The organism is Gimesia maris (assembly GCF_008298035.1).
In the GTDB taxonomy this organism is placed as follows: Bacteria; Planctomycetota; Planctomycetia; order Planctomycetales; family Planctomycetaceae; genus Gimesia; species Gimesia maris.
Window position 1 is genome coordinate 3,394,214 of sequence record NZ_CP042910.1, and the last position, 14,938, is coordinate 3,409,151.

The window sequence follows — 14,938 nt, forward strand, 5'->3', positions numbered from 1 at the left end:
CTGGATCGTCGTGAAAGATTTCAGTGCAAGAAATCAAGCTTATGCACTTAATTTTTCCCGGCATCATTTTTTTTCACAGAGCGATACTCTTTCAGCACCAAGGGGAGCACTGTCTTATCCGTAGCAGGGTCGACCAGGCGGGCCGATTTCAGTTTCACCTGGATCAGGGCGTACTGTCCGTTGTCGGGAATGCGATCGGCAGGATAGTTTCGATGATGAAATTTCGACTCCCCCTCAATCCAGGGTTGGCAGGGTAGCGTTTCGACCAGCTTGAGCGAAACTACTTGAAAAATGACCTCTAACTTTGGTTTCTGAGTAGTCGCCGCCAGTTGCGGATTTTCGGGTGACCAGATCTCTTTATCGAAACGCAGCACTGGAAAAATGGGTTCAGCAGGCTGGACGCTCGTCAGACCGGGAATACCCTGGTTATTCGGGGTCAGCACCTTGTGAGTGTTGCCTTTTGTATCCGGGACAGCAAATTGCTGCTCCAGTACCACATCCCGGGGGGCAATCGCAAACAGATCCAAGAAGCTTTGTACTTCTTCAGCAGACATCGGCGGCTGAATTCGATCAGGGTGCTGTAAGTCATACATAACATGATGCAAATTGTATGGAAGACCGGCTTTCAGCCATGGGACCAGACTCCGGGAAATCAAAGCGGGGCTGGGACGTTGGCGATCCAGTCCTTCAAAGCTAAATTCCTTAAATTGAACGGCGATCTGATCCGGTATGGTCTTTGCCCACCGTTGGGCCCATGCTTTGAATTCTTCCGCTTTAGCAGCCCGTTCTGCATCGCTCGGAAGAGATGGCGATCCCTTGTCAAAGAAATAGATCTGATCGGGTTTGACATCAAACTGGGACACGTTCTCGAATCGCCAGCGCATGACCATTAACTGATCGAGTTGTTCCTCATCGTCCAGGAATTCAGGGGCCACTTTCGCAATCAGCGGCAGCATTCTCTGCGGAGTCAATTCCAGGGGTTGGCCCTTCCCTGCTGGCTGACTTGGAATTTTTTTCTGGGGCTGGCTGGCTTCAAGTTTCTGTAGCGAAGTACGATCCAGAGGCACCTCAAACAGGGGAGCCTGGCGATCTTTGCCGACGGCCAGGTGCGTGGGTGTCACATCGACAACGATACACGGACGTCCTCCTGCTCCCTCATTTTGGAAACCGGTATCCAAAAGTTTCAAATCATGAACCTGGACGTCCAGAAAAACGGCTATGCGTGTTTCGCCTGGCTTTTGTGACAACGCTTGTTTGACAATCTGGTCCGGCAACGCTCTGGCCAGCGTCCTACCAGGCTGACCGAGATTGATCAGAAACTGGTATGTTTTAAACTGAGGACCCGGGATGCGAAACAGTCCGGTTTTCGTGCCGTTCAGATCCAGTTCCCCTCGTTCGTCAAAGGCCAGATTCTCATCCAGGGAAAAGTAATGTTCCGGTTCTTTCCCTTGCTTCTGGAAAGCGGCAGCCAGATCCGGATGCAGGCGGCTTTCGACCAGTGTCGGTTCATCCGTTCTGCCGTCCAGTGACAGTTTTAATGTCAAGCGGAATCGATTCTCGGCGACCCGGGTTCGCTCCGCCAGCCAGTCAGTCAGTCGCTTCTGCTGCGCGGTACTCAGAGTGTTGTCTTGCTCACCCCAGTCCCGGCCAACGTTTCCGGCATAGGGAGGAAAAAAGGGCTGGCGTGTCGGATGCAGACGTTGGTCGATGTTGGACTTGAGTTTTGAAAGTGTCTCACGAGCATCACTTAACTGTTGTTCTCTTTGAGTTGAAGTCTGTTCTGAACTGAGCATGTTCGGAAAGCCGCTGCTGGTATCGAAGTACTTTTTCAGTTGCTCATTTATAAAAAGATAAGCTTCCTGATCCTGCAGCCCCGCGTGATTCCAGATTTCTTTCCAGGTCTCTGCATGCACTTCGATCTGTTTGTCGTTTGCAATCAGACCTGCTAAAGCAAATTCATCAAAGGGAATGCTCGATTCAGGTTTTGCAACCGGATGAACATTTCCTGCGACCAACACGGAACTGGGATAACGCTTCAGGGGAAAACTGTAAAGGTGGGTTCGCAACGTGGGTTCGGCAAAAATATTGATGGAATCCACACTTCCAAAAATGGCAGGCAGGTTACGCTCGGTGACCTCCAGTAAAGGTGAACTATGAAAGGTCACGACCGTGGCAATATACGCCCAGCGTTCCGTGCGCACTCCACCCGTATAACCTTTGATTGTTCGACCAGGTAACGTTTTAACAACCTCCGGTGAAACAGGCCAGAAAGTCGAACCCGCAACAGGTGATCCAGCGACGCTGATCTCTTTGCGATAGTAGCCGGCAGATGGCAGGACGGGGAAAGCACTCTTCCATTCATCACCGGGGGCGACAGGGCTCATGTCCTTTTTCAATGCAGCCACAACCAGCCCCTTGCGGGAAAAATCGTAAGGCGACAACTTCGCTTTCGAAAGAAAACAGATGCGAAAGGGCGTTCTGATCGCCATCTTCGTCAGTTGGCTCCGATATTCCCTGTTAAATCGCTCTTGTGCGGCTCGCTTTTCAAATTCATTGTTGCCTTTCCAGATCCCGATCGAGCCCCCGGTCTGATACTTGAAGTTCACAAGTGACTCGACGACTGATTTCGGAAAATGATTGGCGATAAAAGAAGGCAGGAAGGGTTCAATCCATTCAGCATCGATTCCGAGTGCGACCAGTTCGAGGAACTTTCCGAAGTTCAGCTGTTCCTTCTGCAGGGCCTGCTCCGCCTGCTTGTAAACGCGGCTTCGCTCCGTTGCCGATGGGATCGAATCCAGTCGTAAAAAATGATCCAGATGAATGACTGGCAATCCATGCAATACTGATAGACCATGTTTCTCTGCCAGGGCCCGCGATGATTGCCCGATTTCATCATTCGCCAGAAGCTTGAGATCGCCGGGTGTGCCCTGTGTGTCGGCATTCGGGGGTTCGTTCATCGCAACAGGACGGTCGGTCTCATTCGACTCCGGTTGGGGGGAAGACGCTGGCACGTCTGATTTCGATGCCTGCTCTACGAACTCCTGATCACGCCGACTGAACTGGGATTTGGGAAGACTCACCTGAAAGCCATTGGGTAATAAGAGTTGTATGTGCTCTCCTTTGACACCCGCAAACGCCGCTTTGACCCGTTGTTTTCCATCGGCGCTGGTCCAGATACGGTCTTCCGCAAACGCTGGACAGGACAGGATACCGAAAACCAGAAACAGCATGCTAAAACATTGTTTGAACATGGGACTCTCCCTTGACGAGTTATACGAGTCGGCTTTTCAAGTGGATAGCCTGATTATGAATGTGGCACAGGCGGTGTTATGATTTCAGCAGAGTATTCAGTACAAAGATACCGCCGATAAACAGCCCCCCGCAGGCGGCTACAAGGAATAGCACGAAACAGAGATAAACCATGAACAGAACAAGATACAATGTGAATTGCAGTAGACACGCAGCAATGCGCGGAGCAAACCAGCCGGTGGCGGTCACGGCCAGTAGGCTCCACCCACCCAGTTCGTAAGAGACACCACAGATCAGAAATGCCATGATGCCAGTCAACCGCAGCGCCAATCCGGTTCTTTCAGGTACCCAGCGAAATGCAGACGAAATCCCCGGCGGCTTCAAATGCAGAATCGAAAATGCCCGGTCCGGCACTGACTCTCGAACTGCTCCCCCCGCTATAGTTTACTCCGCCCCATTGACTTGCCTGGTTGCGGTGATCTACACCCAGCGAACTATAAACGTTGTAAGCATGTCCGGTTGTCTTGCCAATGATGTAGTCGCTCAGTTCTGGGTCCGTTGAATCGTAGATCGCCATGTTTTTCTCTCCTGAAGTTGGTAGTAACATCTCATCGCTTCCCCTGTAACTTCCTTGGCGACGACTTGCTGCATAGTGTGCAGTCAGAATCACGTTTTTTTCTGATTTCGCATTTTTGGAAACATTTTCCGGCGAAGGATCGTGAAAATGCAGCGTTGCGAATGGAGAGGTGCTGCCGTAGAATAAATTTCTTCAGAGATGCGTTGGCTCTCTGAAGGAACCCCCTGCTCTGGTTGTCCCCCCGCCAATTCCGGGACCGCGACAAGAACCTGATCGACAGGCATTATTGATGACCGAATCTTCCAGTGATGACTCAAATAGTTGGAATCAATCGATTTACGATCGACTGCATGAGCTCGCAGAGAAGGCCCTGCGCCGGGAAAGCCCCGGACATTCGCTTCAGCCGACACTCCTGGTCAACGATGCGTACCTCCGCCTCAAGGAACAGCAAAATCTCGATCCCGCTGATCGCTCATTAATGCTGGCTGCCGGGGCGACGATTATACGGCGATTGCTGGTCGATTACGCACGCCAGCGAAAGCGGCTCAAACGCGGCGGAAAAGAGGGTCGCGGAATTCCGTTGCACATTTCTGTCGCGGATGACGCCAAAGGGTTAGACATCCTTGAATTGAACGAAGCTCTGGAGACACTCGCGAAAGAGTTACCCAGGGCGGCAAGGATTGTAGAACTCAAATTTTTTGGCGGTTTGACTGGCGAAGAAATCGCGGAACAGCTGGACGTCTCCTTACGGACAGTCAATAATGACTGGAAGTATGCCAAGGCCTGGTTGTATCGCGCGCTCGGTCCGGACACAGAAAGCAACCAGGCAGATGACTGATCCCCAGATTGGAACGGTACAACGGGTTTTTCTGAAGGCCCTTGAGATCCCGGCAGAGAAACGCGAAACCTGGCTCCAAAAACAGCACGGCTCAGATAAGAAACTGCTGGCCGAAGTCCGCTCCCTGCTCGAGAATGCGGAGCCCTCTGCGGACCTGCTGGAACAGAATCTGGATCAGGTGATTGCCGACATTCCACGACTGGGAGATGAAGACACGCCTGAAAGTGAAACAGCGCCGGAAGACGATCCGCCGGTTGACTGTGACAGCTTTCTATCTAAACTCTCGGAAGTCGGAGTCCTCTCGCCTGACGAATTCGCTTCCGTGAGCGATTCCGTTTCGTCAAACGAACCATCAGCCGATCCGCGACAGCTGGCATCGCAGCTCGTGGCGGAAGGAAAGTTGACTTCCTACCAGGCCTCCGCTCTCCTCAAAGGCGAGCCGGAACTGCTGATCGACAAATATCTGATTCTGGACCTGATCGATGTCGGCGGCATGGGGATGGTTTTCAAAGCCATTCATCGCAACATGAATCGGGTCGTGGCTTTAAAGATGATTTCGCAGCAGATGCTGGCATCCGACGAACAGATCAGACGTTTCAAACGGGAAGTCCGCGTCGCTGCCACCCTGGAACACTCCAATATCGTTCGCGCCTACGATGCCGATGAAGCCCGCGGCGTCAATTTTCTCGTGATGGAATATGTCCGTGGAGACAACCTCAGCAGAATCGTGCGGGTATCGGGGCCGTTCTCTCTCAGTCAGGCAGTTGACTGTATCCGGCAAGCCGCCTGCGGGCTGCAGCATGCCCACGAGCGGGGAATTGTTCACCGGGATATTAAGCCAGGCAATCTGCTCCTCGACGATCAGGGGACTGTTAAATTACTCGATCTGGGGCTCGCACACATCGTCGAATCGATGGGGCACAATACTTCAAAAGCAGACTCGACTACCGACGACAGCGGTCACCCGTTTGTCAGCCGCTCGGAACTGACGGCCGCCGGTGCCATTCTGGGAACGGCCTCATTCATGGCCCCGGAACAGTCTCTTGATGCACATCTGGTCGATTTTCGATCGGATATCTACAGCCTGGGCTGCACTCTCTACTATCTTCTCACCGGCGAGACTCCCTATTCCGGGAACACCATCTTCAAGGTCTTCGTGCAGCACCGCGAAGGCGAGATCCCGGACCTGCAGGAGAAACGTCCCGACGTTCCGGATTCGATCGCCGCAGTCTTTCGCAAAATGGTTGCCAAAAATCCGGACGAACGCTTTCAGTCCATGCGGGAATTTATCGTGGCACTCGATGACTGTCACATTGCACCACCCGAAAGACAGTCTCATACTCCCCCACCCAAAGCGCCGTCTGCCCATCACGAATCCGAGCCGACGAGCACCGAACCTGATGCAGTCAAACCACGCACCCGGGCCGGTCTGATCGGGGCTGCCTGCCTGGTGGCTCTGGTCGGAGTAATCGCCCTCATCTGGTCGGGTGATTCACTACCAGATCAAAACGGGGCAGGACTCGCTGATGTCACGTCGCAGGGATCTGATGTTTCTGCGAAACACAACCTCTCCGCCGTCTCCCAGCAGGCGTCGGCTGCCGACCTGCTTGCTTCGGGCGACTGGGAATGGCAAATCGATAAGAACCTGGGCCCCGTCATCAATTCACGGGATTTCGACCTGGGTGGAGACATGACTGCAGACGGCCGGACCCTCGTTTTCTGTTCCGTTCGTGATGCGTCTCCGTTCGGCAATCGTGATTTATGGATTGCCACCCGCCCGTCGCGGGAAGCAGACTGGTCTGCTCCGGAACGCTTACCGGCAGAAATTAATACCGACTCCGGGGAAGAGAGACCACAGATTTCCGTAGATGGCCTCCGCCTGTCGTTCCTGCGAGGAGGAAAACAATCGCTGGTCTCAACGCGGGACAGTCTGGATGCGCCCTGGCAGGAGGCAGTTCCGGATCCGATTGCCGCGGGCCCCGCGGGAAGCAAAGGTGCTTACAAATTGACGTCGGACGGTTTAACAGCATTCCACCCCTCCATCTTCTCGTCCTGGAATGGCCTCTCCGGTCGCGACGACACTCTCTTTGTCTGGCGGCGAAAATCGCTGGAGGCACCTTTTGAGTTTTTGAGTGATGACGTACTGCCAGCGGTCGGTCTGTCAAGAGATCTGGGAACCATGAGTGATGACGGTCGCCTCTTCATCATGACTCAGCATCTCGATTCTGAGTCGGAGAAGCCCAAATCAAGACTCGTGATGTTCACGCGACCGGACTGGAAAGAGCCCTGGTCAAAGCCGCAACTGCTCTTTCCCGAAAATATTCATGGGGGGGGACGCGAACAACTACTCAGTGACGGCAGAAGCATGCTGTTCGTATCAAGCCGTCCAGGTGGAGAGGGGGGTAGCGACCTGTGGTTGGCCCGACTGGTGAAGAAACAGCGATAAGACCGGCACATATTCGTCTTGTTCAAAGATCGATACCTGGGCTGCTATCACGACAGTCACTTGAATCCAAGTGTCAGATTATCCGTCAACTTCGTCATCAGAAGCTGGTTGAGGCAATCTCCAAAATTGAATGCTGAGTGGCTAAGAACAATCCTGCGTCGATCCCCGGTCATAAATATTCAGATTTTTGTTGAAACACGCTTTTTTCACCGCCAAGTTGGACTCGCCGCTACGCTTTTAATGATGTGGACTGTTTGTCGCCTGGCATCTGTCAGTTCATCCAGGAAGCAAACTGGAGAGGAGTGATTGCCTCTTTTCCCTCTTGTTAAAAATTAAGCTCTTACGATCCAAGGTGAGGTATCACTATGAATTGCAACGATTTATGTCAGAAGTTGCGGGTCTCTGAAAAGCAGTTGTGGAAAATATGTCGGCACTTGAAGATTACGGTTTCAAATGAAATTGACAGAGTTTTTACCCCCAGGGAGATTCAGCGTCTGGAGTTTTTTGTTGAACAGAAACGGTCAGCTGCCAGGAAAAATCCATCGACAACCAGAAATCAACCGGCCGTAACCGAGATACTGTCTGCCAGTTCAGAACCAGAGACTGTCCCGGCAATCCCCACACCCGCGGTCAGTCTCCCGGTCACTGATTCAGCCAGTGTCGGAATCCGGGTATGTGCCTATCTTATTGATTGTCTGGCAACTTTTGCTCTGGCTCCCCTGGTCCTTATTCCCATACTGGGGCTGATGTTCATTGGCGTTCTGCTTTCCTTATATTGGCTGATGCGCGATGTTGCCGGCTCAAGTCCCGGAAAAATAATTCTGGGATTGCAGGTGCTGAATAATAATGACGATCCATTTTGGGTGGGTCCACGAATCCTGCGCAATCTCCCGCTCGCGATCGGACCGATATTTTTATGTATTCCTGTCATCGGAATACTGGTCGGTGCGCCAATTACGATTCTGATGATTTTGGTCGAGGCAGCCATGCTGCTGATAACGGGCAAACGCATCGGTGATCTACTAAGTGGTACTTCGGTCATAATCATTCCCAAAGCCAGATGGGGATCTGAGCCGTAAAGGTATCCACTCACAAGATAATTCCGCTGGTCAGCTCTGGTCCATTAGTCACGGATATCAAGAATTATTCTCTGAAATTCTGTTTAAAACGGGAGTGCTTGTATACATAATAAGAGACTCGAATTATTTTCGTTAACTGATCGAGATCTCTCAGGATACGAGCATGCTCAACCCGGACTACCAGCAGCTTCTCAACGATTCGTTGAAAGGAAATCAGGATGCGATTGGACAGTTGCTGGATCGACACCGTCCCTATTTGAAATTAATCGCCCAGCGAGCACTGGAAGGACAGCTGCAGGCGCGGGTGGATGACTCAGACATCGTACAGCAAACCTGTCTGTCAGCGCTTCGCAACTTTGAACAATTTGACGGGAAAGAAGAGGCGCAGTTCATTGCCTGGATACAAAAAATTCACGAACGAAACATCCAGGATACCATTCGAAAACATTTAGGGGCAGAGAAACGAACAATCGTCAATGAAGTAGCAGCGGCTGGGGAGAATCTACAGGGTCTATTTCACCTGGAAACTCTGAGTCCCTCCCAGAGAGTCATGCAGGCGGAAGATGCAGTCAGATTAGCAGAAGTGCTGGCTTCGATTCCTGAAGATCAACGGGAAGCAGTGCGGTTACGTCACCTGGAAGGCTGGTCGTTAGCGGATTTGCAGAAGCATTTTGATCGTTCGGAAACAGCCGTGGCATCATTGATCAAACGCGGGCTCGAAAATTTACGCAAGAAGCTCAACAGTGAGACTTGAGCATCAAACCTCAAGTTTAAGTGAGCAATTCAAATTGTTGCGAACTATTTTTTAAGGGCGGGATATGTTTGAAGAGAATCAGCTTCTGAGTGGCGATCTCGAAATGATTATTGCCAGTTGTATGCGTCGAATTGACCTGGGCGAGATCATCGATCAGCAGCAACTGCTTTTAGATCATCCCCATTTAAAAACGGATCTGGCAGCCTATTTTGCAGATGTGGCATTGATTGAAAAACTGGCTGGGCCAACGGCATCCGATTTACTGCCCTCTTCTGATCGCAAGTTGAACCACACACAGGCAACCAATGATGAGCCTGATGCCACTCTCGATCCAGAGCAGTCAACCAGTCAGCAGAGCGACAGAAATCTGGTACTTAATGGGCAATTTGGTCGATATCAGATCGAGGCTCTACTGGGCGAAGGGGCGATGGGCGCTGTGTATCTGGCGCATGACACAGAACTGGACCGTCAGGTTGCTGTGAAAGTTCCCAAGATTGACGATCCTGATTCAGAAGCAGCTCTACTGGAACGGTTCTATCGAGAAGCGCGGGCCGCGGCGACTTTAAGACACCGGGGGATCTGTCCGGTTTATGATGTAGGAAGTCAGGACGGATTCAGTTATATCGCGATGGCGTATATCTCTGGAATGCCGTTATCCCGCTTTCTCTCCAGCGGAAAGATCAAATCCATGCGAAATATTGCAGTGGTGATTCGTAAACTGGCGCTGGCCCTCGAATCGGCGCACCAGAAAGGGGTAATCCATCGTGATCTCAAGCCGGCAAATATCATCATGGATGAGGATAATGAACCGGTAATTATGGATTTTGGTTTAGCGCGCCAGCTGGATAAAGACGATGCAGCACGTTTGACAACTGCGGGCATGATCATGGGGTCGCCGGCGTATATGTCTCCGGAACAGGTGTCGGGGGATATTAACTCGGTGGGAACGCAGAGTGATATCTATTCCCTGGGGGTCATTCTTTACGAACTGCTGACAGGCCGGGTTCCGTTTGAAGGACCTGTTGTCATGCTGATCGGTCAAATCATCGCAGTGGATCCGGTACTGCCTTCAAAGTATGAGCAGCGGATCGATCCTGAGTTGGAAGCGATCTGCCTGAAAATGATGGCGAAAAAAAAAGAAGAGCGTTATCAGTCGATGCGGGAAGTGGTCGATGCGTTGACGGCTTATTTAAAGAATCCTCGAAAGTTATCGACGCCCTGTCCACAAAAAGCAAATAATCCGTCGGGGAAAGCCGCTGTGCCAGTCGGTAACGAGGGGTTTCCCGCACTGCGGAAACCGGTTAAAAAGCAAAAGTCAGAACGGTCCTCCGGGAACCATCAACGACGCTTCAATTGGTTCGATTTTTTTAACGGTGATTCGGCACGGAAAAAAACAATCTTTGCAGCAGCCCTGCCCGCGTTTTTGCTTTTAGGGGCGATTACTTTTTTGTTCCGCACGGGGGACCGGACCGTTAAAGTCACGATAGACGACCCAACTGCCGGCGTGACCATTGATGGCAAAGATAAAGTAAAATTCGATGGAAACATGGGCCAGGTTGATCTGGAGATTGGTCAGCACGAAGTCACTGTCACCAGGGACGGCGCGGTGATTAAAGGTTGGGATCAATTCAAATTTGAAGTCGAAAACAATGGGAAACAGACGCTTGCCATTGAAGTGTTGGATCGTGGGGAGCAACCCCCTAAAGTGAGTGCAGCACCCCGTAAAACCAGAGCAGCAATCGACCAGCCCGATCCGGTCCTTTCGGAGCTGTTAGCGATCATGAAACAGAAGCCGGTTCATGTTCAGGAGTTTGATTTTAACCGGGCTCCTCTACGAACGGGTTCCTATTTCACAGCAATTCGTGATGGTCGGATGCTGATTGAGGCCGATCCTGGTTTTACTGATGGGGCATGGCCCTGGGCCGATCATACTGGGTCCGGACTCATCCAGGTCGATGTGCGAACCATAGAAGGAGCAGGCTGGCTGGTCAATTTGCATAATGATTTAACGGACCTTGGTTTTCTTATCGAACTAAAACATGGCAAAATGAGTCTGCGGCGTTCCCTGTTTGGGGCAAAAACGAATTCGTTAATGCCTGCCTACCACTTACTCAGCGAACACGCTCCGACTCACGGTTTGAATCAGTTTGACCAGTTGCTGGTTTTAATTGAAGGACGAAAGGTGACGGTCTTTCTCAATGGTAAACAATGCGGCGACCCGGTCATACTCGATTTTGATATCGGTAAGTACAGAGTCTGTGCGGGCGCCTTAAATAACAGCAACGACCATGTTACGAAAGTGGAATACGAACGTATTCTGAAGTTTCCGCTGATTGATGATGCACCACTGGTAGCAGGAGAATGGCAAGACCTGATATCCGACTTAGACTTGAAACGCGATGTTATCAGTGGCAACTGGGAAAAAACAGGCAACACGCTGAATCTGAATTCAGGAGGATACGAAAATATCCTGCGACTGTCGGCCAGACCGCAAGGTTCATATGAAGTCGAATTCGCATTCACCCGCCATATTCTGCTCACAGACTCAAAGGCGATCGCATTGGCCTTGCCTGTGGGAAACCGTTCCGTCGATTCGGTGTTTTTTGGATGGGGAACAAGAAAACTCAGCGGTCTTGCTACCATTGGCGGACTTGATCCCAGTCACAGCAGCAGTCCCTGCAGCACGTCGGCATTCATCATTGAAGAAGGAAAAAGGCACGAGATTCGATTACAGGTTCTGGTTAAAGGAACACTGGCGACAATTTCTGCTTTTGCAGACGGGAATCCACTCTACTCCTGGCAGGGAGACGTTTCCCAACTGAGCAGCGGATTTCAGACGATCACTAAAGATCCGGTGGACACGCTGCTGCTGGTGAGTCATGGCAATGGAAAAACGACATACCACAAGTTGCGCTGGCGAAAAATCGACGAGTGAAAAATCGTTTCTGCTGCAATGGGCCGGGAACCCGGTCTACTTAATACATACAGATAATCATTATAAATCATAGTGTGAGTCAAAGTTTTACAACGACTGATTTCAACAGCAAACTCGAGTATTACTGCTGTGAGAATCAGAACATAATCTGATTCAGCATTCTCTCTTTTTTGGAAGGTGCATTCTGGTGAAAATGCTACTTGCTAACACCGTCCTTTTCGCGTTTTTGCTTCCTGGCTGCACTTCCTCAGAGGAGACTGAGAACAGCTCTAACACATCTGGTAGTGAGTCGCAAACGGCATCTTTCACGGCACCAGACAAATCTAAATCAGGTTCGGGCAGAATTGCCCCGAGCTCCCAGAACGGTGACGAGTTAAAGGTTGTATTTGAAGAAGATGATTATCCTGTCGTCTTCTCAACCGACGCAGGAAATCTTCTCAAAATCCCACAGGAAAATGCCGACACCACAGTCAAGCTGCTCTGCCATGACCCCGGTCTCAAAATTGCAGAAGAAATCAAACAGAGGGGGCGGAGTTTAAGTCTTGCTACAGGTCAAACGGATGATGGAACACGTATCTGGGCGGTAACCCGCTATGGTGGTCGCATCTGGGATGCAGCAACCGGCAAGGAACTGGCCAGCTATTATCTCAAATTCCCTGCGCGACAGACCTCACAGGGCTCCCGTTCTCCACAGGCACTGGGGCTGGAAGTTCGAGATGAAAATACTCTTGTTAACCGGGGATACATTCCCTCGCTGCTGTTAAGCCCGCAGGCGAATCTCCTGGTGACCCGAAAAAATCTTCACTCAGACAGCAAAAGCAAAGGACGAATTGGCGATTCACTGAATCTGGGGCCTCCACAGAAGCTCCAGCGACTAGTCATGCAGGCGAACTCGCCGGCCCTCGATACATTCCGCGTCAGCATCCAGACCCCTCGGTTCACGGGCGTCTCGCCACTCAAATATGCGCCGCCCAACTTCATCGTTCCGGAGATCGTATTCCATAATCAGAATGGCCAGCTTCTGGATGATCGTCATCGTATATTCGATTTTGAAACCACAGTCAGAGGAGAAATCTATTTCGCGATTTCATCTAACGGAACCATGGTAGCTCCCTTAGTGGCTGACAGATCTCAAGGTTTGTTTTCTGCACTCGTTTCAGTCCCTGACGGCAATTCGTATCTTTTCAAACTTCGGGAGAGCACGCTTCCCGGGTTCTGTGCAGACGATACGAAAAATGTCTTTGTTTCAAGTAATGGCGTCAGTCTGCATCATGCGCAGAACCTGTTAAAGTTGTTCCGTTTTCAAATGGCCTGAAGCCGGGCTGTTTCCGGCCTGCGCAGGAAAAACTCCTTCGCCCACCGATCACAAACCTCCAACAACTTGTTCTCGGCCAGGCACCCAGGCTCAATCCATCTGGGGAAACTCGGATAAAAACTGTCGGCGAGGGCAAACTATTGATATCATTAACAATGCATAAAATGATATGGTGAAAATGGCCACTGATTTAGTGTAGAGGCCAAACTTTGACGGGCTCCAAACTCAATCTCTAAGAGAGTACTCTCATATGCAAAATAAAATTCTCCCCCCTGAGAATAAGAGCAGCAAGCTGACGCGACGTGACTTCATTGCAACCGCCAGTACTGCTTTTATGGTGCCCACCATTGTCCCCAGTTCTGTATTTGGTGCGAATGCCCCCAGTAACCGCATCAACATTGCCCAGATTGGTTGTGGAAATCAGAGTCGTGCCGACTTGCCCGGTATGTTGCGGCTCGAAGATGCTCAGGTGGTTGCCGTCTGCGACGTCAACAAAGCCAGTGGTGGATATGCTCGTAAAGAGCATTTTCTGGGACGCGACCCCGCTCAGAAAAAAGTGAATGAGCACTATGCCAAAAAGGCGCGTTCGGGGAAGTACCAGGGATGTGATGCCTACAGTGACTTTCGCGATGTTCTGGCACGCGAAGACATCGATGCCGTCATGATCACTTTGCCCGATCATTGGCATGCTTTGGCGACTGTAAAAGCCTGTGAAGCTGGCAAAGACGTCTATTGCCAGAAACCCATGTCACTCACCGTTCACGATGGTCAGCAGATGATCAAAGCAGTTCGCAAGCACAATCGTATTTTACAGACCGGCTCTCAGTATCGCTCGAATAAATTAGTGCGCCGCATGTGTGAACTGGTACGCAATGGCCGAATCGGCGAGGTCAAACGCGTGGTTTCTATTATTAATAGCAGCGGTGCAGGACCGGGCCCAGGTTGGAAGGAAATGCCGGTACCCGCTGGATTTGATTATAACATGTGGTTAGGCCCCGCTCCGATGGCTCCCTATCACAGCGATCGCTGCTTCTACCGTTTCCGTTTCCATCTCGATTATTCAGGGGGACAGGTAACCAACACCGGTGCTCATTCAACCGATATCATCCAGTGGGCGCTGGACATGGATGGCACTGGCCCGGTGGAATTCGAGAATCAACCAGGGGTCGTTTGGCCGCCCAAAGGGCATCTATACACCACTGCGATGAAAACCGACTTCCGCGCACGCTACGCCAACGGCATCGAGTTTATTTGTCGTACACAGGATCCCGGCTTCGGAGCCCGCATCGAAGGCACTGAAGGCTGGGTTCAATTCAGTGTCAACAATATGCGCGAGGTAGAAGCATCCTCAGATGCCATCAAGAATTCGGTGATCACAGCCGATGAGATTCACCTACCCGTCAGCGAGAATCATTACCAGAACTTCATTGACTCCGTCAAGTCGCGGAAAGATCCCATCGAACCCGTTGAGGCCGGACATTCTACCGCCAGCATTTGCCACTTGGGTAACATCGCCATGCGGCTGAAACGAAAACTAAAGTGGGACCCTGAGAAAGAACAGTTCATCGGTGATGACGAAGCCAATCAGATGCTGCAACGCCCCTATCGCGCGCCCTGGCAAATCTGAAACGGGGACTGCACGCTCAACTGAGTTTGTCGATCAGAAATATTTGTGGATTCGTGTATTTCGTGATTAGCAAAAAGTCATTGACCTTGCCCCCCTAACCGCATCCAGAACTTGATAT

10 protein-coding genes are annotated in these 14,938 nt (G+C 51.2%); 7 read left to right on the plus strand and 3 right to left on the minus strand.

The annotated features are described in order from the left end of the window. Nucleotides 1–47: 47 nt before the first annotated feature. The 3 genes from GmarT_RS12575 to GmarT_RS12585 form a co-directional block, all read right to left on the minus strand. Nucleotides 48–3,251, minus strand: a complete 3,204-nt coding sequence (locus tag GmarT_RS12575) for an SHD1 domain-containing protein (RefSeq protein ID WP_081459465.1) — start codon at nt 3,249–3,251, stop codon at nt 48–50. 76 nt (nt 3,252–3,327) lie between these two features. Continuing rightward, nucleotides 3,328–3,579: a hypothetical protein gene (locus GmarT_RS12580; protein ID WP_002646153.1), complete on the minus strand. Its 252-nt coding sequence runs from the start codon at nt 3,577–3,579 to the stop codon at nt 3,328–3,330. Between the two features lie 10 nt (nt 3,580–3,589). After that, the gene (locus GmarT_RS12585) at nt 3,590–3,826 is read right to left on the minus strand and encodes a hypothetical protein (protein WP_002646152.1); all 237 of its coding nucleotides are present in this window, start codon (nt 3,824–3,826) and stop codon (nt 3,590–3,592) included. Nucleotides 3,827–4,115: 289 nt separating this feature from the next. On the opposite strand from GmarT_RS12585, the gene GmarT_RS12590 reads away from it, so the two are divergent. The 7 genes from GmarT_RS12590 (at nt 4,116) to GmarT_RS12620 (ending at nt 14,820) form a co-directional block, all read left to right on the plus strand. Beyond that, the gene (locus tag GmarT_RS12590; RefSeq protein ID WP_002646150.1) at nt 4,116–4,664 is read left to right on the plus strand and encodes an ECF-type sigma factor; all 549 of its coding nucleotides are present in this window, start codon (nt 4,116–4,118) and stop codon (nt 4,662–4,664) included. Further along, nucleotides 4,657–7,110: a serine/threonine protein kinase gene (locus GmarT_RS12595; protein ID WP_002646149.1), complete on the plus strand. Its 2,454-nt coding sequence runs from the start codon at nt 4,657–4,659 to the stop codon at nt 7,108–7,110. The genes GmarT_RS12590 and GmarT_RS12595 overlap by 8 nt, the downstream gene beginning before the upstream one ends. Nucleotides 7,111–7,475: 365 nt before the next feature. After that, complete coding sequence (locus GmarT_RS12600; RefSeq protein ID WP_081459464.1) at nt 7,476–8,189, plus strand: RDD family protein; 714 nt, start codon at nt 7,476–7,478, stop codon at nt 8,187–8,189. Between the two features lie 163 nt (nt 8,190–8,352). After that, on the plus strand, nt 8,353–8,943 hold the full coding sequence (locus GmarT_RS12605; RefSeq protein WP_002646147.1) for a sigma-70 family RNA polymerase sigma factor: 591 nt from the start codon (nt 8,353–8,355) through the stop codon (nt 8,941–8,943). 64 nt (nt 8,944–9,007) lie between these two features. Further along, nucleotides 9,008–11,878, plus strand: a complete 2,871-nt coding sequence (locus GmarT_RS12610) for a serine/threonine protein kinase (protein WP_002646146.1) — start codon at nt 9,008–9,010, stop codon at nt 11,876–11,878. Nucleotides 11,879–12,065: 187 nt separating this feature from the next. Further along, a complete protein-coding gene (locus GmarT_RS12615) occupies nt 12,066–13,193 on the plus strand; it encodes a hypothetical protein (RefSeq protein ID WP_149302791.1) in 1,128 nt (375 codons plus the stop codon). 250 nt (nt 13,194–13,443) lie between these two features. Beyond that, on the plus strand, nt 13,444–14,820 hold the full coding sequence (locus GmarT_RS12620; protein WP_002646144.1) for a Gfo/Idh/MocA family protein: 1,377 nt from the start codon (nt 13,444–13,446) through the stop codon (nt 14,818–14,820). Nucleotides 14,821–14,938 lie beyond the last annotated feature (118 nt).